This is a genomic window from Desulfonatronum thiosulfatophilum (assembly GCF_900104215.1).
GTDB lineage: Bacteria > Desulfobacterota > Desulfovibrionia > Desulfovibrionales > Desulfonatronaceae > Desulfonatronum > Desulfonatronum thiosulfatophilum.
Window position 1 is genome coordinate 14,447 of record NZ_FMXO01000015.1, and the last position, 20,807, is coordinate 35,253.

General features: G+C 55.7%; 25 protein-coding genes. 8 read left to right on the forward strand and 17 right to left on the reverse strand.

Annotated features, from left to right (window positions below; all coding sequences use genetic code 11):
* Window positions 1-86: 86 nt before the first annotated feature.
* Entirely contained in the window at window positions 87-1,211 is a 1,125-nt protein-coding gene (locus BLP93_RS12690; RefSeq protein ID WP_244148754.1) for an ABC transporter substrate-binding protein, read from the reverse strand.
* Window positions 1,212-1,485: 274 nt separating this feature from the next.
* On the opposite strand from BLP93_RS12690, the gene BLP93_RS17555 reads away from it, so the two are divergent.
* Window positions 1,486-1,716, forward strand: a complete 231-nt coding sequence (locus tag BLP93_RS17555; protein ID WP_279615064.1) for a hypothetical protein — start codon at window positions 1,486-1,488, stop codon at window positions 1,714-1,716.
* Window positions 1,717-1,743: 27 nt separating this feature from the next.
* A complete protein-coding gene (locus tag BLP93_RS17450) occupies window positions 1,744-1,953 on the forward strand; it encodes a methyl-accepting chemotaxis protein (protein WP_279615067.1) in 210 nt (69 codons plus the stop codon).
* A gap of 194 nt (window positions 1,954-2,147) precedes the next feature.
* Here BLP93_RS17450 and BLP93_RS12700 read toward each other — a convergent pair whose 3' ends face one another.
* From BLP93_RS12700 to dut, 4 genes are all read right to left on the reverse strand, one after another.
* Complete coding sequence (locus BLP93_RS12700; RefSeq protein WP_092122330.1) at window positions 2,148-3,002, reverse strand: 50S ribosomal protein L11 methyltransferase; 855 nt, start codon at window positions 3,000-3,002, stop codon at window positions 2,148-2,150.
* A 107-nt stretch (window positions 3,003-3,109) separates the two neighbouring features.
* Complete coding sequence (locus BLP93_RS12705; protein ID WP_092122333.1) at window positions 3,110-3,295, reverse strand: hypothetical protein; 186 nt, start codon at window positions 3,293-3,295, stop codon at window positions 3,110-3,112.
* A 28-nt stretch (window positions 3,296-3,323) separates the two neighbouring features.
* Complete coding sequence (locus tag BLP93_RS12710) at window positions 3,324-4,523, reverse strand: aspartate aminotransferase family protein (protein WP_092122336.1); 1,200 nt, start codon at window positions 4,521-4,523, stop codon at window positions 3,324-3,326.
* 56 nt (window positions 4,524-4,579) lie between these two features.
* Complete coding sequence (dut, locus tag BLP93_RS12715) at window positions 4,580-5,035, reverse strand: dUTP diphosphatase (protein ID WP_092122338.1); 456 nt, start codon at window positions 5,033-5,035, stop codon at window positions 4,580-4,582.
* 595 nt (window positions 5,036-5,630) lie between these two features.
* Between dut and glgP the strand changes: the two genes are divergently transcribed.
* The 5 genes from glgP to BLP93_RS12740 all read left to right on the forward strand — a co-directional run bounded on the left by glgP (window position 5,631) and on the right by BLP93_RS12740 (window position 11,845).
* Window positions 5,631-8,198, forward strand: a complete 2,568-nt coding sequence (gene glgP, locus BLP93_RS12720; RefSeq protein WP_092122341.1) for an alpha-glucan family phosphorylase — start codon at window positions 5,631-5,633, stop codon at window positions 8,196-8,198.
* Between the two features lie 40 nt (window positions 8,199-8,238).
* Entirely contained in the window at window positions 8,239-9,558 is a 1,320-nt protein-coding gene (locus BLP93_RS12725; protein ID WP_092122344.1) for a phenylacetate--CoA ligase, read from the forward strand.
* Window positions 9,559-9,575: 17 nt separating this feature from the next.
* On the forward strand, window positions 9,576-10,034 hold the full coding sequence (locus tag BLP93_RS12730; protein ID WP_092122347.1) for a hypothetical protein: 459 nt from the start codon (window positions 9,576-9,578) through the stop codon (window positions 10,032-10,034).
* 63 nt (window positions 10,035-10,097) lie between these two features.
* Complete coding sequence (locus BLP93_RS12735) at window positions 10,098-11,174, forward strand: branched-chain amino acid aminotransferase (RefSeq protein WP_092122350.1); 1,077 nt, start codon at window positions 10,098-10,100, stop codon at window positions 11,172-11,174.
* A gap of 179 nt (window positions 11,175-11,353) precedes the next feature.
* Entirely contained in the window at window positions 11,354-11,845 is a 492-nt protein-coding gene (locus BLP93_RS12740) for a peptidylprolyl isomerase (RefSeq protein ID WP_244148752.1), read from the forward strand.
* A 144-nt stretch (window positions 11,846-11,989) separates the two neighbouring features.
* Here the strand turns inward: BLP93_RS12740 and BLP93_RS12745 are convergent, their stop codons facing one another.
* The 11 genes from BLP93_RS12745 to BLP93_RS12800 form a co-directional block, all read right to left on the reverse strand.
* Window positions 11,990-12,541, reverse strand: a complete 552-nt coding sequence (locus BLP93_RS12745) for a hypothetical protein (protein WP_092122353.1) — start codon at window positions 12,539-12,541, stop codon at window positions 11,990-11,992.
* A gap of 293 nt (window positions 12,542-12,834) precedes the next feature.
* A complete protein-coding gene (locus tag BLP93_RS12750) occupies window positions 12,835-13,248 on the reverse strand; it encodes a hypothetical protein (protein WP_092122356.1) in 414 nt (137 codons plus the stop codon).
* Window positions 13,249-14,045: 797 nt separating this feature from the next.
* Entirely contained in the window at window positions 14,046-15,488 is a 1,443-nt protein-coding gene (locus BLP93_RS12755) for a type I restriction-modification system subunit M (RefSeq protein ID WP_092122359.1), read from the reverse strand.
* Between the two features lie 5 nt (window positions 15,489-15,493).
* Window positions 15,494-15,643 carry a type II toxin-antitoxin system HicA family toxin gene (locus BLP93_RS17735; protein WP_208596650.1) on the reverse strand — a complete coding sequence of 50 codons (150 nt, stop codon included), beginning with the start codon at window positions 15,641-15,643 and terminating at the stop codon, window positions 15,494-15,496.
* Between the two features lie 58 nt (window positions 15,644-15,701).
* Window positions 15,702-15,905, reverse strand: coding sequence for a type II toxin-antitoxin system HicB family antitoxin (locus BLP93_RS12765; RefSeq protein ID WP_092122362.1), 204 nt, complete (start codon window positions 15,903-15,905; stop codon window positions 15,702-15,704).
* Between the two features lie 85 nt (window positions 15,906-15,990).
* Window positions 15,991-16,290, reverse strand: coding sequence for a hypothetical protein (locus tag BLP93_RS16925; RefSeq protein WP_092122365.1), 300 nt, complete (start codon window positions 16,288-16,290; stop codon window positions 15,991-15,993).
* Between the two features lie 160 nt (window positions 16,291-16,450).
* A complete protein-coding gene (locus BLP93_RS17260; protein ID WP_208596644.1) occupies window positions 16,451-16,633 on the reverse strand; it encodes a virulence RhuM family protein in 183 nt (60 codons plus the stop codon).
* A complete protein-coding gene (locus BLP93_RS17265; protein WP_208596645.1) occupies window positions 16,630-17,526 on the reverse strand; it encodes a restriction endonuclease subunit S domain-containing protein in 897 nt (298 codons plus the stop codon). Before BLP93_RS17265 ends, BLP93_RS17260 begins: the two co-directional genes overlap by 4 nt.
* Entirely contained in the window at window positions 17,513-17,911 is a 399-nt protein-coding gene (locus BLP93_RS12790) for a PA2779 family protein (RefSeq protein ID WP_092122371.1), read from the reverse strand. Before BLP93_RS12790 ends, BLP93_RS17265 begins: the two co-directional genes overlap by 14 nt.
* Window positions 17,912-18,212: 301 nt before the next feature.
* A complete protein-coding gene (locus tag BLP93_RS12795; protein ID WP_092122374.1) occupies window positions 18,213-18,485 on the reverse strand; it encodes a type II toxin-antitoxin system RelE/ParE family toxin in 273 nt (90 codons plus the stop codon).
* On the reverse strand, window positions 18,485-18,745 hold the full coding sequence (locus BLP93_RS12800) for a type II toxin-antitoxin system RelB/DinJ family antitoxin (RefSeq protein WP_092122377.1): 261 nt from the start codon (window positions 18,743-18,745) through the stop codon (window positions 18,485-18,487). Before BLP93_RS12800 ends, BLP93_RS12795 begins: the two co-directional genes overlap by 1 nt.
* A gap of 892 nt (window positions 18,746-19,637) precedes the next feature.
* Between BLP93_RS12800 and BLP93_RS17040 the strand changes: the two genes are divergently transcribed.
* Window positions 19,638-19,817, forward strand: coding sequence for a peptidoglycan-binding protein (locus BLP93_RS17040; protein ID WP_279615065.1), 180 nt, complete (start codon window positions 19,638-19,640; stop codon window positions 19,815-19,817).
* 275 nt (window positions 19,818-20,092) lie between these two features.
* Here BLP93_RS17040 and BLP93_RS12810 read toward each other — a convergent pair whose 3' ends face one another.
* The gene (locus tag BLP93_RS12810; RefSeq protein ID WP_092122381.1) at window positions 20,093-20,806 is read right to left on the reverse strand and encodes an ABC transporter ATP-binding protein; all 714 of its coding nucleotides are present in this window, start codon (window positions 20,804-20,806) and stop codon (window positions 20,093-20,095) included.
* Window position 20,807: the final 1 nt, after the last annotated feature.

The window sequence follows — 20,807 nt, forward strand, 5'->3', positions numbered from 1 at the left end:
AGACCGTCCCACGTCATCAAATCATACAACCGTCAAAACATGCCGGGACGGCCTCATGAGCCCGCCCCGGCACAAACAGCCTAGCCCTAAGGGCACACGGATTCGGTGAATTCGAATTCTCCAGCATCGTTGATCTTGACAACTACGGCGCACTTGATGGGATCGCCTTCGTCGTCGAAGCGCATGGAACCGGTGATGCCGTCGAATTCCTCGATGGCGGCCATAGCATCGCGGATGCTCGCCCTATCGTTGCGCAGGTTGCCGGACAGGCCACCGGTGGCCTGAATGGCCTGCAACACAAGACGGGTCGCATCCCAGGTCAGAGCGGCGACGTCGTCGGGTGTGTAGCCGTATTTGGCTTCATACTTCTCGATGAAGTCCTTCGTGGCGCCGGTGGCGCCGGCCGCGGCGTAGTGGGTGGAGAAATAGTGGCCTTTGCACAGATCTCCGCACAGGGTCATCAGTTCGGCGGAGCCCCAGGCATCCGCACCCATGAAGGGGCCTTGCCAGCCCAGATCGCTGGCCTGGCGGACAATGAGGGCGACCTCATTGTAGTTGTTCGGCAGGAAGATGACATCTGGCCGGGCTGCGATGATCTTTGTCAATTGGGCGCTGAAGTCCTGGTCCCGGTCGCCGTAGGACTCGTAGGCCACCACGGAACCCTGACCGTTCTTGGATTCAAAGTCGGCCCGGAAAAATTCCGCCAAGCCCTTGCTGTAGTCGTTGGCCAGGGCGAACAGAACTGCCGCCTTCTTGGCGTCGAACTGCTTCATGGCGAAATCCACGGCCACCGGAGCCTGGAAGGGATCCAGGAACGCCGCCCGGAAGACCCAGGGACGATTGAGGGTCGTGTCCGGGTTGGTGGACCAGGGAGAGATCATGGGCGTGCGGTTGTCGTTGGCCACCTGACCGGCCGGAACCGCCTGCTTGCTGGACTGCGGGCCGACAATGGCCAGAACCTGATCCCGGTCGATGAGCTTCAGAGTAGTCATGACCGCGGATTCCGGCTTGGATTCGTTGTCCTCGTAGATGAACCGCAGCGGAACTTTTACTCCGCCGACTTCCAGGCCGCCCTGGGCCATTATCTCCTCGCGCAGCATTTCAGCGGCATAGCGTGAAGACTCCCCGACCTTGGGAATATCCCCGGTCAGGGGAATGACAAAACCGATGGTCAGAGGCTTGGCTGCATGCGAGGAAGTTGTTTCCCCCATTGCTCCCAGAAGAAGGGAACAGCCGAAAATCATTGCCATTGCCAGCAAACCCAACCGCTTTTTGTTCATACGCTTGTCTCCGTATAAAAGGTTGAAACCCGAAATCTTAGGGCTGAACAAGGCATTAGACGAACTCTTGAAAAAACAAAAGAGGCTTGAGCATTTTTTTGATCTGCCCACGGCACGAAGAGGAACTCGCACGCAATGGCCACTGTGAAATAACGAACGTGCAGCCACTGCTTGACATCATTTTATAATGGCAAAGCAGTATTATGTGAACGTAACGGTATTGGAAGTGGCGAAGAACGCATTCAATGCGGCCGAGGTCTCTGACCAAGCCAAGACCAAAGCGCAATCCGGAGCGGAAATCGTCCAGAAGGCGGTCAAAGCCATTGCCCACGTCCAACGCAACGCTTTGGATCTCAAGAAAAAGATTGCCAGCCTTGGCAACAAGGCGGACGGCATTGGTCGGATCATGAACGTGATCGAAGATATCGCGGATTAGACCTACCTTCTGGCTCTGAACGCGGCCATCGAAGCGGCACGGGCCGGTGATGCGGGGCGGAAATTTGCCGTGGTGGCCGATGAGGTCCGTAAGCTCGCGGAAAGGACCATGGCCGCGGCCGCCGAGGAGCAGTCCACAGCCAGCGAACAGATCACGAGATCCGTGGAAGAGATTGACACTATTTCAACGAGAATTCAGAAGCCACGCATTCCTCGTCCCAGGCCATCGACACCTTGAACCATGGCCTGCGGGAAATCAGCGATCAGGTCGAGGAGTTGAAAAAGGCGGAGTAGCAGGTTCAGACGTCGCTGTGGATCTCATTGTCCAATCACGAACGTCCCGGTGAGGAGCCCAAAGTTGTTTCGCACCAGGCAGTGATAAGTGGTCAGATGGTCAGTGATTCTTGCTTGCGGATTTTGCAAGGATCATTGTCATGAACTCCAGATCAGAGCGACCCATTCGCCTTGGACCAGTTTCCGTGGAGTGGGCAGACCCAGGGCGAGGTATGCCGCTTCCACGCGCGGAGACTGATCCCGCAGGATGCCGGAAAGCACAAGACTGCCACCGGGTTGCTGGAGATGGGAAACCAGGTCCGTGGCCATGTGTACCAGGGGTCCGGAAAGAATATTGGCCAGAATCAGGTCGAATCGCCTTCCCTGCTCCAGAATGTCCAGGGCTCCCCGCCGGACCGTCACGTTCTCCACTGCGTTGAGGGCGAAATTCTCCCGTGCATTGTCCACGGCAATAGGGTCGATATCCAAGGCGGTTCCGGTCATCCCGAGCTTGGCGCAGGCCAGGGCCAGAATCCCGGATCCCGTACCCAAATCAAGAAATGTCGCAGATTCGGAGACGGCCTGTTCTTCCCGGAGCATGGCCACGGCCTGCAGGCAAAGCGCCGTGGTGGCATGATGTCCGGTGCCGAAGGCCATTTTCGGCTCGATGTACAGCGGAATAAGACCTCCGGCGTCCGTCTCGCTGTTCAACCAGGGCGGGAGGACCATGAACGTGTCGCGGATGCGCACCGGCACGAAAAATTCCTTCCACGACTCGCTCCAGTCCCGATCCTCGAATGTGGAAACGCTGCAATCCGCCTCCGGCCACTGTCCGCGTACCGCCTTGACAAGGTCCTGGGCGTCCGCATCCTTTTCAAAATAGATCACGAACCGGGTCCTCGACGCCTCCGCGGCCTCGACCTCCCATCCCCAAGATATTCGCTGGGCCAGATAGCCGACGAACAGGTCTTCCTGTTCCGCCGCCACGAGAATTTCCACCCGCAATAGTTTCATGATTCCTCTGGTTGATGCTTTGATGAGACCGCCGCACCCCAGTGCGTCAAGTTTGGAACGTTCGCGTCACTTCCAATATTCCCGATGACACCGCGCCGCTTCGGAAATTACACTACTTCATCGACAAACTGCCCGGTAGCTTGCTCCGGCGATCGGGAGGCCGTGACGACATCGTCTTGTTGGCGCATTTCAATATTTCGCAGCCGCTCCTGTTCGGCGATCTGTCGGGTTCCTTCGTCAGCCCTTACAGCCAGAACACTGGACAAATCTGCCTGTGCAGTGGATACATCCATACGTAATCCTCCTTGTTAAGCCTTCAACCTACTTTTTCTTCAGGATATCTCCCAAGGCTTGGCTGAAACGCGCCAGGTCTTCCTCGGTCACCACAAGTGGCGGCAGGAGGCGGAGCACCCGGTCCTGGGTCAGATTCAGCACGAAGCCGGATTCGAGCAACTCCCGCCAGACTTCCTGCCCTGGAAATGCCAGCTCGATGCCGAGCATCAATCCCCTGCCCCGAACATCAACAATCTTGCCGGGATGGAGAGCCTGAAGTTCGCGGAACATTCCCTGGGCAATGTTGCCTATTGTTTCAGCCCGCTGCGCAAAGTCGTCCCGGAGCAGGATGTCCACGACCCGTGCGGCCACCGCGGCCACCAGCGGACCTCCGCCGAAAGTAGTGGCATGGCTGCCCGGCACGAAACCCTGGGACGTTTCCGCGGTGCAGAGCATCGCCCCCATGGGCAAACCATTGGCCAGGGCCTTGGCCGTTGTCAGGATGTCCGGCGAAATCGCGGCATGCTCATGGGCCCAAAATTTGCCGCTGCGTCCCAATCCGGTCTGCACTTCATCCACCATCAGCAGTATGCCGCGATCTCGACATAGTTCCTGGACCGCCAGCAGATAGGAATTTTCAAGAGGCCGAACCCCGCCCTCACCTTGGATGATCTCCAGAAGAATGCCGGCTGTTTTCTGGGATACAGCCTGTTCCAGAGCCGGGAAATCCCCAAATGGTATGTTCTGAAATCCTTCCGGCAAGGGGGCGAAGCCGTCCTTGACCTTGTCCTGTCCCGTGGCTGTCAGCGTGGCCAAGGTCCGGCCGTGAAAAGAGCCGGCCAGGGAGATGATCTCGTAGGCATCCCGACCCTTGACCTTTTGCATGTACCGGCGCGCCAGCTTGATGCCCGCCTCGTTAGCCTCGGCTCCGGAGTTGCAAAAAAAGACTTTGTCCAGGGAACAGGTTGCCAGCAATTTTTCCGCCAGGACAAGCTGCTCGTCCTGGTGAAAAAGATTGCTGACATGGATCAGACGTTCGGCCTGCTCCCGCATTACGGCAAGCAGTTCCGGATGGCTGTGGCCGAGGTTGCAGACGGCGATTCCCGCCAGCAGATCCAGATATTCCCGGCCCTGGGGGTCATAAAGCTTGCACCCCGAGGCCCTGGTCACGGCCAAGGGATATCGTCCGTAGGTATGGCAAAGCACGCGTTGTTCGCGTTCCTGATAATTTGCAAGGGATGGAGTCATGGTTTTCCGGTGGCTTTATGATTTTAAATATTTTAGGGTGTGAGTGAAATAACCAGTTATTCCCCTGTATGGCCAAAACCGCCTGCGCCGCGCTGCGTGGTGGTCAGTTGGTCCTTGACGGTGAACACGGGGGACATGAACGGCATAAAAATCAGTTGGGCGATGCGTTGGCCACGGGTAATGGTACGCTCCTCCTCAGAGGTGTTCAATAACGAGACGATGATTTCGCCGCGATAGTCGGGATCGATCACCCCCACTCCCTGACTGACCACCAGCCCTTGCTTCGTCCCCAGCCCGCTGCGGGAAAAAACATATCCGGCAATGCCCGGATGTTGAATGTCGATGGCAACGCCGGCGGGAATCGCCGTTCGCTTTCCTGGAAGAAGCGTTCGACTTTGTTCGGAAAAACATGCCTTAAGGTCAAGTCCGCACGAACCTGGAGTTGCGCCGCACAGGTCCGATTCGGACCATAATGGGTTGAGAATCTGAATATCAACGGGAATGGACTTCATGATGAATTTTCCTCTTCAAGTAAATTACATGCACGGTATCGCGCATGCCGAATGAAGATGGTTGCTCATTAGCTTCTGCGGGCAAAGCTCGCAAGTCGCAAGTTCGAAGAAGAAATTTATTGGCCCTTCAGAATATTTTCGTCTCAGGCAAAAGCCATGACAAGCGTACATTTTCGGCCGTTACCGAGTTCGAGCAGTTGAAATGATATTACGATTCGATGCAGGTCTTTTTTTCTCACCAACTACTTAATATAATTAATATAATCTGTCATGCTTTGCTGGATCGAGTGTTTGACCGAGCCAGGAATCGTTCATCAAACCGTTGCCAAACGCAGTTAGCACAGCCCCTTGTTATACTGCAACGGCTGCGTGATGTTACGAGGCCGAAAGAGAATTTCGATGCCGCCAAAACAGGTAAAGCAGCTGAGAGAACAAATTTGCCCTGTGATTCAATGTCTGGACCATTGAGTTTTACATCATTCCCTGGCAGAACTTCCGTGCATGTCACTGGACTTGGCTGATTCACGAAAAGTGTTCACATCGTCCGGCACATAATCTGATACTCCATCGAAATTTAAAGCAATTCGGAGATATAATGAAACCGTTGCACACTTACAGCGTCATCCCCAAACTGCCGCCAAATCTGGATGCGCTCTGGGATCTTGCCTACAATGTCTGGTTTGACTGGAATCATGAGGTGACCGGACTTTTTTCCCTGATCGATCCCAAACTGTGGGCCAAAAGCTACGGGAATCCCATCGCCTTTCTGAACCACCTGCCCCAAACAACCCTTGAGAGCCTGGCCAAGGATGATTTTTTCCTTGAGCGCCTGCGCTCGGTCAAGCACAGCCAGGACATTTACATGGAACGGAAAAGTTCCATGCTGCCCTTTTCCTATCCTGAAAGGCAGCCTCTGGTGGCCTATTTCAGTCTGGAATATGGTTTGAGTCTTTGCCTGCCGATCTATTCAGGCGGATTGGGCATCCTGGCCGGAGACCATCTTAAGTCGGCCAGCGACCTGAACATTCCCCTGGTTGGCGTCGGCCTGGCCTATCAGCAGGGGTATTTTCGGCAATATCTCACGGCCGACGGCTGGCAGAACGAACGCTATCCCGATTACGGCTTTGAACAAATGCCCATGACCCTGGTCCGTTCTGAAACGGATCACAAACCGGTGATCATCAACGTCGACCTGGCCGGCCAGCCCCTCAGCGCCCAGATTTGGAAAGTGCGCGTCGGCCGGATCCATCTGTACCTGTTGGATACGAACATCCATGAGAACCCGCCCCATTTCCGTCAGATAACTTCCCGGCTCTACGGCGGCGACCTGGAAATGCGCATCTGGCAGGAAATCCTACTGGGCATCGGCGGAATCAAGGCCTTGAGCATCTTGGGGCTGACTCCGAGAGTGATCCACATGAATGAAGGCCACTCCGCCTTTGCCGGGCTGGAGCGCATCAGGGTCTTCATGACCGAATACGGGCTGTCCTTCGAGGCCGCCATGGAGTTGACGGCCTCCACCAGCGTGTTCACCACGCACACACCGGTCCCCGCCGGCAACGATCGTTTTCCGGCGGAACTGATGCAGCGGTACTTCGACGGCTACGCCCGCAGCCTGGGACTAGCCTTCAAGGTTCTGCTGGCCCTGGGTCGCGAGGACCCGCGCAACGACGGCGAATGGTTCTGCATGACCGTTCTGGCCTTGCGCCTTTCCCGGTTCAACAACGGAGTCAGCGAACTGCACGGCCATGTTTCCCGCAGGATGTGGCAAAAGGTTTGGCCCCAGTATCCAGTGGAAGACATTCCCATCGGCACGGTGACCAACGGCGTGCATATCGCTTCCTGGGTGGCCAGGGACATCGCCATGCTCTTTGAACGCTATCTTGGCGGAAACTGGAAGGAAGATCCGGATTACACCCGTGTCTGGCAACAGGCCGAAACCATTCCGGACGGTGAACTTTGGAGGGCCCACGAACGGCTGCGAGAACGGGTGGTGGACTACGCTCGAGCTCGCTTGCGCATCCAGTTGGCTCAGCGCGACGCCCGGCGTACGGAACTGCTTCAGGCTGATGAAGTGCTCGACCCGCAGGTACTGACCATCGGCTTTGCCCGCCGCTTCGCCACCTACAAGCGAGCCACCCTGCTCCTGGCGGACAAGGAACGTTTTCTGAAAATGATCACGGATCCCAAACGGCCCGTGCAGTTCATCTTTGCCGGAAAGTCCCATCCCCATGACAATGAGGGCAAGCGGTTCATGCAGCAGCTGGTGCAGTTCTGCCAGCAGCCGGAAGTGCGCAACCGGGTCGTCTTTCTGGAAGACTACGACATGGAAGTGGCCGAGTACATGGTTCAGGGCTGCGACGTCTGGCTGAACACGCCGCGCCGGCCTCTGGAGGCCTGCGGCACCAGCGGGATGAAGGCCATTGCCAATGGCGTCCTGCATGTCAGCACCCTGGACGGATGGTGGGTGGAGGCGCATCGCATGGACAGCGCCGTGGGATGGTCCATCGGCCAGGGCGAGGAATACGACGACAGCGGCTACCAGGATTTCGTGGAAAGCCAGATCCTGTACAATCTGCTGGAAAAGGAGGTCATTCCCACATTCTACGAACGCGGCCAGACCAATTTCCCGCGGGAATGGATCCGTCGGATGAAGAAATGCCTGCAGCTCTTCACCCCGGTCTTCACCTCCCACCGCATGGTGGCGGATTACGTCAAGAACGCCTACGAACCGGCCTACAAGAACTCCGTCAGCCTAATGGAGCAGAATTTTGCTCCGGCCAAGCAGCTGGCCTCCTGGAGAATGGACATCATGACCAAATGGAACGCCCTGCGGATCAACAACGTCCGCTCCGACGTTCCGGAAATAATCCATGTGGCCCAGCCCATCGCCATCCAGGCCGACGTGTATCTGAACGGTCTTGCGCCCCACGACGTGTGCGTCGAAATCTACGCCGGACCGGTCAGCGCCGACGGTTCATTTACTGAACGAAAGACTGCCAAAATGGATTTGACCAAGTCCCTGGATGAAGGCTGGTTTTTGTATGAGGGTCAGTTCACTCCGGAGACTCCGGGCAGTTTCGGCTTCACCGTGCGCATGCTTCCCAGCCACGAACACCTGCTCGACCCGCACTCTCTGGGCTTGATCCACTGGGCGCAATAGATGCTCGAACATGAGCCAACCAGACGAATGAGATGAGTTGATGCCGTTCATACCTGAAACCACCGAAGACAAGCTTCTTGAAATTCAGACCGCCGGCCTGCAATGGACCGTTCGCCATGCCTTCGAGCAGAGCCCGTTCTACAGACAGCGCATGGAGCAGGCCGGCGTTCATCCGGACAACATCCGGTCCCTGGACGACCTGCGACTTCTCCCCTTTTGCGACGCCGCGGACCTGCAGACCGGCTATCCCTTTCCGCTGCGCAGCGTGCCCTTCGAGGACATCGTGCGCATCCACGCCTCGTCGGGCACCACGGGCAAACGCAAGGTGCTCGCCTACACCCGCCGGGACATCGACGACTGGCAGGACATGTTCGCGCGCTGCTTTGAACTGGCGGAACTGACTCCCGCGGACCGCGTCCAGATCGCCGTGGGATACGGCTTATGGACAGCCGGGGCCGGCTTTCAACTGGGCTGCGAACGTTTCGGGGCCATGGCCGTACCTTTGGGACCGGCCAATTCGGACATGCACTGTGAAATGCTGGTCGATCTGGAAACCACGGTCTTCTGCGCCACGGCCTCCATGGCCCTGCTCATGGCCGAGGAACTTCACCAGCGCGGTTTGATCGACAAGGTCAAGGTCAGGAAGATCATCCTCGGCGCGGAGCGGCACAGCGACGCCATGCGCCAGAGAATCAGGGAACTGCTCGGCGTGGAGCACATCTTCGACATCTATGGCCTGACCGAACTCTATGGCCCGGGAACCGGCCTGGACTGCGTCCTGCACCGGGGCATTCACTACTGGGCGGATTATTTCATCCTGGAGATCCTCGATCCCATTACCATGCAGCCGGTTCCACCCGGCGAGCCGGGCGAGATGGTCATCACCACCCTGCGCAAACAGGCCGCTCCACTGATCCGTTACCGCACCCACGACATCACGCGTCTCCTGCCCGGCGCCTGTCCCTGCGGAGTGAGATTTCCGCTGCACGACCGGGTTCTGGGACGCACCGACGACATGTTCATCTACCGGGCCGTGAACATCTATCCCGGGCAGATCGACGACGTGCTCAGCCGGATTCCCGGACTGGGCAGCGAATACCAGATCCACCTGCACCACCGCGACGATGGGCGGGACATCATGACCTTGAAGGTGGAACGCGCTCCGCATGTTGATTCCTCCGGCGACAGGGCACTGGCCGACGCCGTGGCCGGCGAAGTCCGCCGCAGGATCATGGTCCGCTCCAACGTGGATATCCTGGACTACGCCGCCCTGCCCCGCACCGAACGTAAGAGCAAGCGGGTCTACGACCACCGAGGCGGCGTCTCCAGTTTTCTGGATCACGCCAACGCAACGCAATAACGAATCATACCGCATCAATGTCCAATCCCACCCATCCCCCCGTCTACAGTCACACGCAACGCGGCACCTTGATGATCCTGGCCTTTGTGCCGGCCGGCGGGTTTGTTCTGCACCAACTCGTTCAGGGCGGCCCGTCTTGGCTCTGGCTCCTGCTGGCCGTCGCCGTGGTGATCGGCTTCACTTTTTCCAGCCTGACGGTGATTGTAACGGCTTCAACTTTCCAGGCCCACTTCACGCCGGGCTGGCCGCGCAAGAGTGAACATCTGTCCAACATCGCCGCTGTGCGCGCTGTCCGCAATCCATGGTACTACGGCTGGGGCATTCGTTTGACGCCTCACGGCACGCTCTATAATGTCTCCGGCCTGGATGCCGTGGAAATACGCACCAAACAGGGCAAAACCTTTCGCATTGGCACGGATGAGCCTGAAAAGCTGCAACGTGTCCTGGAAAATGCATTGTTACAAGCCCAGCGGTGACAATTCGACTTTTTCACCCGTCAACCTTCAACCCGAACCGCGTCTACAGGGGAGTACAGAGCAATGGATATCCGCATCGAAACCGCCTCTTCAGCCCAACGCCGCACGAAACCGGCGGACGAAAGCAAGCTGGTCTTCGGCAACACCTTCAGCGATCACATGTTCCGGATGGATTACCGGGATCAGCAAGGCTGGACTGAGGCCAAGGTCGTCCCCTTCCAGAACATCAGCCTGGATCCGGCGGCCATGGTGCTGCACTACGGTCAAGGCATCTTTGAAGGTATGAAGGCGTATCGCCGGCGCGATGGAAAGATTAATCTGTTCCGGCCCCGACAAAATTTCGAGCGCATGAACCGCTCCGCCCAACGGCTGTGCATGCCGACTATCGATGTGGACGAACATTTCGACATTCTCGAGACGCTGCTGCGCGCGGATCACGAATGGATTCCCCAAAGCAGAGGCTCCTCACTGTATATTCGGCCGACCATGATTGCATCGGAAGCGCACATCGGCGTCCGTCCGGCCAAGGAATACATCTACTACATCATCACCGGCCCCGTCGGCGCGTATTACGCCGAGGGTTTCAATCCGGTAAGCATTTATGTTTCGGACGAATTCGTACGCGCGGTGCGCGGCGGGGTCGGCGAGGCCAAGACCATGGGCAACTATGCCGCCAGTCTGCTCGCCGCGGAAGTTGCCAAGAAAAAGGGCTTCACCCAGGTGCTGTGGCTGGACGGCGTGGAACGGCGATACATCGAGGAAGTCGGCACCATGAACATTTTTTTTCGCATCGAAGACACCCTGGTCACACCGCCTTTGACCGGTTCGATCCTGCCGGGCATCACCCGGGATACGGTCCTGACCCTGGCCAAACACTGGGGCGTCAAGGTCGAGGAACGAATGATCGACATCCAGGAGTGCGTGGCGGGCATCGAAACCGGCAAAATTACCGAAGTCTTCGGTTCCGGCACGGCAGCGGTCATCTCACCGGTGGGCTCCATCTGCTACAAGGACAAAACATACACCGTCCGGGACGGAAGCGTCGGCGAATTGGCCCGTCGGCTCAACGATGAAATCGTCGGCATCCAGTATGGTGAAAAAGAGGATGTCTTCGGCTGGGTCCATGAAGTGAAGATATGACGAAGAACAAGAATCACCGGCAGGCGGATTTGCCCGGAAAAGGCAATCCCGCTCCGCGAATCCCACGTGTTTTTATAATATTGGCTTTGAGTCTGGCCCTGGCCATGCTCCCCATGACCGCATCCGCACAGGATGCTTTACCAAGTGCCTCGACAGGGGCTGATAAACAGGAGAAAACAATGAACGTCGTAATGACCACCAGCCACGGTGATATCGTTATTGAACTGGACCAGGAAAAAGCTCCGGTCACCGTGGAGAATTTTCTGCGCTACGTGGACGAGGATTTTTTCGCGGACACCATTTTCCATCGCGTCATCCCAGGCTTCATGATCCAGGGCGGCGGAATGAACGAAGAAATGTTCCAGAAACCAGGTCATCCGGCCATCAAGAACGAGGCGGACAACGGCCTGAAGAACCTGCGCGGCACCCTGGCCATGGCCCGAACCGCTGACGTCAACAGCGCCACCAGCCAGTTCTTCATCAACCTGAAGGACAACTCCTTCCTGGACCACGGCGGTCGTGACTTCGGCTACGCGGTCTTCGGCAAGGTCGTGGACGGCATGGACGTGGTCGATGCCATCGCCACGGTCAAGACCGGCACCAAACGCATGCACCAGGACGTTCCGCTGGAACCCGTGAAGATCATCAAGGTGGTCCGCGCCGAGAGCTGATCAACCGCCGGCAAATAAGATAAAAGCCGTTCCCGCGGAGCATCAGCGGGAACGGCTTTTATTTTTTTTGCAAGTCCTGATTACCTAGCCGAACGGTTTCGTTACCTGCCCAGGTGCGTCACATTCTATCGGAATTCGGATGTCTTACAAAACGTCCATCAATGCCTTTTCCGCAACCTTCATATCCACGGCCAACCATACCAGTTCAAGCCCCCTGGCGAAAAAATAATGGGCCTGTCCTTGGCCCAAGGCCATGTAGAACGGCAGACCGTCCTTGTCCCGCTTCATGAGATGCGAGAAGCCGTGTCCTTCCCTGGCCATCACCTCGGCCATGTCCTCCATGCCCTTCACGGCCTGCTCCGGAGTTTCGTACAGGGAAAGGTAGTAGTCCGCGGAGTGGCCGCCGCCTTCGTAGTGGGCGATGAAATTGGCTTGCGTGGCCACATTGCCTTGATGCATGCGGTCGATTATCCGCGCCGCCTCCATCCCGCTGACCACCCGCACGCGCTCCATGCCGGCGATGCGTTCCGGGATGTTCGCCTCATCAACCTGATCCGCTTGCACATTGCCGGAGCCCAGGAAGGCCACCGCTCCAAGCAACAGGGCCATTACGAAGAGGCGACCTAATGCGAGTCCATGGCCGCGATACGGCAATCTCCAGTCCGGCAGGAGCTGGATGATGATATAGCTTCTCATGTTAAACCTCCAATTCATTCTGATGATTATCCTAATGGAAGCAAAGTAATCATAATCATTCAGCACATGCTTTACAGGTCACGTCAGCCCTGGGTTCCGTTTCGCCGGAATGACTTCTTGTAACAAGGCGTTTTTCACTCATAAGGCGAGAGCCGGAATCCGGACCCTTGTTCGATTTTACGGAATAGTTGCCGGAGGAGCAGCATGGGAGGATTGTCCGGACAATTTCGCCATTAATTTGTCTGGACAACTGGGTCCACTTCAGACCAAGGCAACAAACGCCGGGATCGTATCTAGTAGAATGCCTTACAAATTCTCGAATCGTTCCATTGCCATCCGGCTTCATGCTTAACAGTCATCCATCCCCCAGCTTTTATAGGAAAATTGTTGCAAAGCATTACCTTGGAATTTGGAAAAAGGTAATAAACGTCAAATCGCAACGTGCTGTCTTTTTTTCCACTTGTGTTGACACTGGAGTCAGACCAGTTGACACATCCACGGTCTCCTTTTTTAATTTTCGCATGATATCCTCTGCCAAATTTATGTCCGCTTGTTTGAATAACTTCAATGTCTCCATAGCCTGATGTGCTGTGGACGTTATTGTTATAGATGCAAAAAGCCATTGCTTTGTCTGCTGATACCGCAATAAAAATCATCGGAACTGTAAATATAAAACATGCCAATAATTTTAACATTAATTTTGACATGATCTATCCTCCTGATTTAGCTTAAACTGGATACGATAATATGATTCATTCTTCTTTTAAATGAAACCAGATATTGCCCATGATTACTTCATACCGCCTCCTTGCATCGTCATGGTTGCAAATTGTCAACATCATTAAAATCAACACATCGCCATTGTGAGAAAGAACAGGATCCAGTCGTGATGAAAATGTGGAAGGGCAAACCCGACAGTAACATTTAAAAGGATCCAGAGCCAAACATGTCGAGATTGCTCGTGCACATTGTCCACAAACACTTGAGCACGAACCATGCCGCAAAAACACCTTGTCATTACAATAACTTGAAATTATTCAATACGTATTGCCACTGATGTTGCGACAACAAAGTTTGCAGAGGCGGATTATCGATAGGAAGCAGTCAATCAGAATTTTATAAGGGACAAGGCACCAGTGCGTTTTTTCAGCTTGCCATACTATTTCAATATGATAAACCATCCAGGACCTGCATGACGTATTTGAAAAACAGATATGGAAAACTTTCCTGAACTCATGAACGAGCCGAGACAAAAATGAAAAGCAACGGTATAACTATCGAGAAATTAAGGCATCAGCCTTGCCAAGCACTTGAAGCTCCAAATGCTGTTTATTCACGCAATGGTTTGATGTTACGAAGCCGGCGAAGGAGTCTGCGAGGCCGCAAAATCAAGGCAAGCAGGACATCAGCTGAGTAGTTACAAATACTCAACAAAGATCGTGACTATTCAGCACTCCAGTTAGCCGACGAGATTCTCGTTGCTTTACATACCCCCACTTGGCCCTTATTCCGCATATCCGGTCAATTCCTGACTGACCCCCCGGAACTGTTCCAGGGCCGCTTTCAGGTTTTCGACGATGGCCGCGGCGAGCACCGCCGGTTCGGGCAGGCTGTCGATGTCTTCCAGGCTGTCGTCCTTGAGCCAGAAGACGTCCAGGTTCAGCTTGTCGCGCCGGGCCAATTCCTCGTAACTGAAGCGCCGGAAGCGTTCGGTTTCCGTGCGCTCGTGGAAGCAGCGCGTGAAATCGTCGAAATCGCCTCCGGTCAACCGCTTGGTCTTCAGGGTCTTGTGGATGTTGGTCCGGTAGTCGTAGACCCAGAGTTCCCGGGTCTGGACTTCCCGTGAGGCCGGTCGCTTGTCGAAGAAGAGCACGTTGGCCTTCACGCCGGGGCTGTACCAGATGCCCGTGGGCAGGCGCAGCAGGGTGTGGAAGTTGAAGCCTTCCAGCAGCCGCTTGCGGATGCCCTCCCCGGCCCGGCCCGCCTCGAACAGGACGTTGTCCGGCAACACCACGCCCGCGCGGCCGTTGGTGTCCAGGATGGTCATGATGTGCTGGAGGAAGTTGAACTGCTTGTTCGAAGTGGTGAATTTGAAGTCTTCGCGCTCGTAGCTTTCGCGCTCCGTCGAGACCGCGCCGTCCTCGCCGACAACCCTGTAACTCGACTTCTTGCCGAAGGGCGGGTTGGTCAGCACCACGTTGAAGCGCCTGCCTCCGTCGCCGGCCAGGGCGTCGCCCTGGACCACGGGGCTGGCGCTGTTGCCCAGGCCGTGCAGATAGAGATTCATGGCGCAGAGCCGGACCACCTCGTCCACGATATCCACCCCGGTAAAGGCGTCGTGGCACAAGGCGCGCAGCCTGTCCCGGTCCCGGGTCTGGGTCTTCATGTGATCGTAGGCCGCCAGCAGAAAGCCCCCCGTGCCGCAGGCCGGGTCGCACACGGTCTCGCCGATTCTGGGGTCCACGCACTTGACGATGGCCTCAATCACCGGCCGCGGGGTGAAGTACTGCCCTGCCCCGGACTTCACTTCCGAGGCATTGCGCTCCAGCAGCCCCTCGTAAATCTCGCCCTTCACGTCGACCTGCAAGCCCACCCAGGGGCCTTCCTTGTCGATCAGACTGACCACGCGCTTCAGCTTGGCCGGATCGGAGAGCTTGTTTTGGGCCTTGCGGAAGATCGTGCCGATCAGCCCGTCCTCCCGTCCCAGGGCCTCCAGCGTATGGCGGTACTGCAACTCCAGCTCGTCGCCGTCCTTAATCGCCAGTTGCGCCCAGTTCCACTGCGACGGAATGGCCGACGTCTCGCCCAAAAGCTCCTCGCGCTCCAGGTCCATCTTCAGGAACAGCAGATACGTGATCTGCTCGATGTAATCGCCATAGGAAATGCTCTGATCGCGCAGCACGTGGGCGTAGTTCCAGACTTTGGAGACCAGTTGTTCGTTGCTCATGGGCCTTACAGTTCCTCTTCAGCGATGCCCGCCTGCTTCATGATTGCGCGTTGCAGACCGATCTTCAGGTCCCGGTTTGCATGGACGGGCACGGTGATGCGCAGATTGCTTCCAGATTGGACGAAGATGTGATGGCTCCCCGTGACACGTGCCAGCGTCCACCCTCACTGTTCCAGTAAAGCACTCATCTTCTTGCCGCTGATGGTCTTCATTTCAGACGACGAGTTCCATGACTTGATCGGTGGGGTCGAGTTGCACGGTGTCCATGTCGATACTCAGGCAGCCCTCGACGGCGTCGTAAATGTTCTCGATCAGCTCCCGTAAGTTTTCTCCCTGCGTTGCACAGCCTGGGATCGCGGGCACTTCTGCCCAGTAACCACCCTCTTCAGCCTCGTGAATCACAACTTTCAGTTTCATCGGAATTCATCTCCTTTGCACTGGCTAACGCTGAATCCGCAGTGAAGCGGAGTTCGCGGCATTGCTGGGCCAACTCTTGGCCTTTTTAATATCTCGCTCCTGGCTCATTTGTCTCCACCGCATAGAAGAAAATAGACCAAATCTCCCTCCCTGCTGTAATATAACCTATAGCTAGGTCAGCACAAGCCTGTTTCTGGGAACGGTCGAGAACATGCACACAAATCCTTGCTCCGTGTTCAGATTCACATTCACCATGTTTCAGACCGGCGCCCTCGGCTATGAGGTTTATGGTCAGGCGCACCATCAGGTCCTTGGCCTTGGGATCGCTTTCAGCGATCAGCAGGATCAATGCCGTCAGCCCCTGTTCGTTCAGGGTTGGCCTCATGCCTTCCTGGTACAGGTAGAGTAAAGACAAAATGCGCCGGAGCGCTTAGCGCGGTTTGAATTGACCCGGTAAGCCCACGGAAATGATGGCATCCAGGTTGTAGTGTTTTAACGAGCGTTTAACACGGCGACGGCCCTCCTGGCGAACTACTAAGAAATTCTTAGCAGTTTGCATCCTCTGCCAGTTCCTCCTCCGCGAAGATGCCGCGCAGATGCATCAGGACGTTTTCCGGTGTTGTACCAAACAAATTCCCCATTTGGCGTTGCGTCAGCCACAGCGTCTCGCCTTCCAGGCGCACCTCCACCGGAACGGTATCGCTGTCAAAAATGACGATATCGCTCATATCCTGGGCCTGCCGGTCTTGTATCGGGTCGGCCCAGCCTCACGCTCAGCCCGGATACGGGCCAGCAGCTCCGATGCCGGTTCATCATTGGGGTCTTGAGGGACAAGACGGCCAGCGAAGGCGTCTTTGAGGATGGACTGGCGCAGGGTGGTGGAGCGAGTGAGTTCGGCTTTGCACAGTTCAAGCAGATGATCTCCCTGGATCCTTGTGCGTCGAATCTCGTCAACTATAAAATCCAACTCATCCATTGGCGGAAGTGGAATGGCGATCCTGTCTAAATTCTTTTGGGATATGTTTCTCATGGACATCTGAGCACCGGTAGCCATCATTTCGATTTGAAGTCGTCCAAGTGGAGACTTCAGCACATAGTTCAACCAGTACTCAATTGGTGCGACGCATCGAAGACGCAAAACCTTATCGCTGAGCTGAAGGCGTTTAGAAATGTTTTGGACAACAACACTTGCACCCACAAGCTCAATAGTGTTTGCGCGGCTGATCAGAAGGTCTCCCTCATTAATCTGGCAGGAAAGCATGGCACGAATTTCTCCAGAACAGCGGACGTCTTCAGGGCTGGAGTTTTGCTTCCTCCCCTCAACGAACAACACCGCATCGTCGAGAAGATCGAGACATTGTTCGCCCGACTGAACAAGGGGGAAGAGACGCTGCGCGAGGTGCAGAAGCTGCTCGCGCACTATCGCCAATCCGTCCTGAAGGCTGCCGTCATCGGACAACTCACCGCCGACTGGCGCACGGAAAACGCCCGCCGCCTGGTTTTCTGAGAACTGCTCTGGGGAATGCCCCGGAATAGGGAAAATCCCTGGCTGGAAAAGCACTCCGAAAAACAGAAGAACCGGACCGCACAGGACGCTCGTCCGCGTGCTATTGAATAACAATGCGCCTATCGCTTATGCGAAGGATGACGACGACCAACAGGATGATCACGAGAACGCCGATAACGCCACCAATGACACCACCTCCGACATCCCCGGAAAGCGTCGCCAATTGATGCAGTTGCTCTTCGCTCAAGGTGTCGAGTTTGGCGACGACTTCGGCCTTGCTCATGCCGTAGTCCTGAAGACGCTGGGCTACAATCTTATGCTCCAGGGCGCCCTGAATGACCGCCAACTGGGTTGCCCTTTCGGAAAGGACCTCGCCGGAAGAAAGCCGGCTCTGGGCCAAAAAGGCCTCGGCGTTGGGCGGCAACAAGGAGAAAAAACAAAAAAGGGCCATAACTGTCCAGCAAAGTTGTCTGTTCAAAACCATTTTTTGCCAGTTCATTTCAATCCCTCCCTGTAAAAGTGTTATTGGGTTCAGGTCTTGTTTCTTGACTTGTCTCGTCCTTAATGATCATCCTTCCGAATGCTTGGTAAAGCCCGCGATGCGGAGAAATCTTGATAGCTGGGATCTCTGAAGCCATCACCATCGACTACCAATTGGTCATGCAAAAGAGTGTTGGCCTCGGGAAATTGGTTTCAAAAGTAGATTGGTCAGCCGAAATCCTTTGCCAAATTCATTGCCAACACTTGCTCAAGCTGAGCTTGTGCGGGGTGCCTATTGCGCACGGTAGCCTTATTGTGCCCTATTTCTTGAACAGGTCCGAATGGGTCCCATTCGCTCGAAGATTTAATTGGTCGCCTTCGATCCGGTAGATCAGCACCCAGTCGGAATCGATATGGCAATCCCGTCTGCCGACAAAAGTGCCTGAGAGCTTGTGCTCGCGATGGATAGGATCCAGAGGCTCGCCAGAAAGCAGGGTGCGGGCAAGAATCTTAAACCTCTCCATATCCTTGCCGCGCCGGACGCACCGCTTGGCGTCCTTCTCGAACTGCTTCGTGTAGACCGGCGTGTACATCAGATTCCGAGTTTCCGGAACATATCGTCTGCGTCCTCGCAGACAACCAGATCACGTCCGGCCTCAGATGCCTCGAACGCTCGCTGCGTGGTTGCCGTGGGTACAACGACATCAAAGGGAAGTCCGCCGCGAAGCTCAACCTGCTTGTAAAATATCGTGATGGCCTGCGTGGCGTTCAATCCCAAACGACGAAATACGCTCTCCGCATGGTCCTTCAATTCGGGTTCCACTCTCGCCCGAACCATGGCTGTCTTACCCATTGTATCACCTCCATTGTTTCGGCAAGAGTGCACCACGTATGGGATACGCAAGCAATTCTTCTTTAGCCCCACGGTCCGGGGCTGACCGGCTTCGGCCTGAAGTGGTACCGGTTCTTTGGACAACTCAGCGGCTTTCGTCACCATCTTGACCTGAGTGAACTCGCGGGTGCCTTGCGGGCGAAGCGCTGCTTGCAGTCGGGATATCTGGCTTTGATATTTTGGTCGTCACTTCCAGCAGAAAATCTTCCTAATCCACGCTCAATTGCAGCCCGGCGCCCTTGGCGATTTTAAGCGCGGAATGTCAGTTCCAATATTTCAATGCGTTAAATGATACGTCTACGTGCGTCAACATAAAGACTTGTCACATCTCCCGTGCCGTTAGGCGCAGCGATTGCCGCCGAGTAGAGATACAAGTGAAACCATGGTTGGGATAGCAGCAACAAATCCTGCAACACGATATCCATTACTCATTCACTCTTTGAAGGGTAGACCATTATGCTTTGCAGGTGCATCATTGCCAAGTGTTGCATTATGAACAATCACGGTATACGGCTTTTCCAATGTTCTTGGGTGAAGGAATTGCCTTATTAACATGGATCGACTTCGGAGGGATGTGATGAGGCGTGCTAGTTGTTTGTGCTGTATCATGCTGCTTTTGCCATTGACCGTCTTCTCTGTTTCCGGATGCGCTACCTTTCAAACAAGTACTCCAGGTGCAGATACAATCGCAATCGACGCGGCGGAAGAGGCTTCAATCACGGACGTCAACCATGAACTTGAGCTGTCCGACATAAAGGGTGATCCCGGCGTCGGTAACGGAGGCAGGCCGTCTTTGAAGGGGGCAAGCCATCCCGCACATCGAACTATCGACCCATCTTTATCCTCATCGGGCATGACCACGAAACAGGCTCAGATGAGACTGTTGTACCTCGGCTACCACGAAGTCGGCATAGCCGATGGAATCATGGGCGCAAAGACCAGGGAAGCTTTGCGGAACTTTCAGCAAGACCGGGGTATTCCCGTGACAGGCAAGATAGACCCCGCAACCCGGGAGGAATTGATGAAAAAGTAGAGCAAGCCCCCTTGATTTGCTGCATCTTGACCTGAGTGAACTCGCATGTGGACTTTCGGGCGAAGCGCTGCTTGTAGTCAAAATACTTGGCTAGATACGCAAAAATTAAGGAAAGCCCGACCAGGGCTGATCAGTTACCATTTTTTAAATTTTTACTATGATGCTGATCAGTTACATTTGACTTTGCATTGGCTGCCGGTTCGCCTTTCAAAAGATAAAACGCCCCTGTTCATTACTGAAAGGGGCGTCTTCATGAATCATCTATACAGGCTCCCCTACCCCGCTCCCCCCAGGTAGGCGTTCTGCACTTCCGGATTCACCAGGAGGGCTTTAGCCGTGTCTTCCAGAACGATTTTCCCCAGTTCCAGGACATAGCCCCGGTCAGCCAGCTTCAGGGCCAGGCGGGCGTTTTGTTCCACCAGGACGATGGTCACGCCGGATTTGTTGATCTCCCGGATCGTGGCGAAAATGGACTTGACCAGGATCGGAGCCAGTCCCAGGCTGGGTTCGTCCAGGAGCAGAATCTTGGGATTGGCCATCAGGCCGCGGCCGATGGCCAGCATCTGCTGTTCTCCGCCGCTTAGGGTGCCGGCCAGCTGTCCGCGACGCTGATGCAGGATGGGGAACATCTCGTACACCCATTCCATGTTCTTGCGAATCCGGGCCTGATCCGTAGCCGTGAACGCTCCGAGATGCAGATTCTCCTGCACGCTCAGGGTTCCGAAAACCCGCCGCCCCTCGGGAACCTGGGCCAGGCCGAGCTTGACGATGTCATGGGCCTCCAGCTTGTGCAGGGCCTTGTCTTCCAGGTAGATCCCGCCTCCCGACGGCTTGACCAGGCCGCTGACGGACATCAGGGTCGTGGACTTGCCGGCTCCGTTGGCCCCGAGGATGGTCACGATCTCGCCCTGGGCCACGTTCAGATTCAGTTTATGAAGAACCTGCACATTGCCGTACTTGACTTCCAGATTTTCAATTCGCAGGAGCATG

Bases quoted from the DNA above. Each gene is read 5' to 3' on its own strand.
- BLP93_RS12690 (WP_244148754.1), bottom strand. From the start codon at position 1,211: ATGGGGGAAACAACTTCCTCGCATGCAGCCAAGCCTCTGACCATCGGT.
- BLP93_RS12700 (WP_092122330.1), bottom strand. From the start codon at position 3,002: ATGAAACTATTGCGGGTGGAAATTCTCGTGGCGGCGGAACAGGAAGAC.
- BLP93_RS12705 (WP_092122333.1), bottom strand. From the start codon at position 3,295: ATGGATGTATCCACTGCACAGGCAGATTTGTCCAGTGTTCTGGCTGTA.
- BLP93_RS12710 (WP_092122336.1), bottom strand. From the start codon at position 4,523: ATGACTCCATCCCTTGCAAATTATCAGGAACGCGAACAACGCGTGCTT.
- dut (WP_092122338.1), bottom strand. From the start codon at position 5,035: ATGAAGTCCATTCCCGTTGATATTCAGATTCTCAACCCATTATGGTCC.
- glgP (WP_092122341.1), top strand. From the start codon at position 5,631: ATGAAACCGTTGCACACTTACAGCGTCATCCCCAAACTGCCGCCAAAT.
- BLP93_RS12725 (WP_092122344.1), top strand. From the start codon at position 8,239: ATGCCGTTCATACCTGAAACCACCGAAGACAAGCTTCTTGAAATTCAG.
- BLP93_RS12730 (WP_092122347.1), top strand. From the start codon at position 9,576: ATGTCCAATCCCACCCATCCCCCCGTCTACAGTCACACGCAACGCGGC.
- BLP93_RS12735 (WP_092122350.1), top strand. From the start codon at position 10,098: ATGGATATCCGCATCGAAACCGCCTCTTCAGCCCAACGCCGCACGAAA.
- BLP93_RS12740 (WP_244148752.1), top strand. From the start codon at position 11,354: ATGAACGTCGTAATGACCACCAGCCACGGTGATATCGTTATTGAACTG.
- BLP93_RS12745 (WP_092122353.1), bottom strand. From the start codon at position 12,541: ATGAGAAGCTATATCATCATCCAGCTCCTGCCGGACTGGAGATTGCCG.
- BLP93_RS12750 (WP_092122356.1), bottom strand. From the start codon at position 13,248: ATGTCAAAATTAATGTTAAAATTATTGGCATGTTTTATATTTACAGTT.
- BLP93_RS12755 (WP_092122359.1), bottom strand. From the start codon at position 15,488: ATGAGCAACGAACAACTGGTCTCCAAAGTCTGGAACTACGCCCACGTG.
- BLP93_RS12765 (WP_092122362.1), bottom strand. From the start codon at position 15,905: ATGAAACTGAAAGTTGTGATTCACGAGGCTGAAGAGGGTGGTTACTGG.
- BLP93_RS16925 (WP_092122365.1), bottom strand. From the start codon at position 16,290: ATGAGGCCAACCCTGAACGAACAGGGGCTGACGGCATTGATCCTGCTG.
- BLP93_RS17260 (WP_208596644.1), bottom strand. From the start codon at position 16,633: ATGAGCGATATCGTCATTTTTGACAGCGATACCGTTCCGGTGGAGGTG.
- BLP93_RS12790 (WP_092122371.1), bottom strand. From the start codon at position 17,911: ATGAACTGGCAAAAAATGGTTTTGAACAGACAACTTTGCTGGACAGTT.
- BLP93_RS12795 (WP_092122374.1), bottom strand. From the start codon at position 18,485: ATGTACACGCCGGTCTACACGAAGCAGTTCGAGAAGGACGCCAAGCGG.
- BLP93_RS12800 (WP_092122377.1), bottom strand. From the start codon at position 18,745: ATGGGTAAGACAGCCATGGTTCGGGCGAGAGTGGAACCCGAATTGAAG.
- BLP93_RS17040 (WP_279615065.1), top strand. From the start codon at position 19,638: ATGACCACGAAACAGGCTCAGATGAGACTGTTGTACCTCGGCTACCAC.
- BLP93_RS12810 (WP_092122381.1), bottom strand. From the start codon at position 20,806: ATGCTCCTGCGAATTGAAAATCTGGAAGTCAAGTACGGCAATGTGCAG.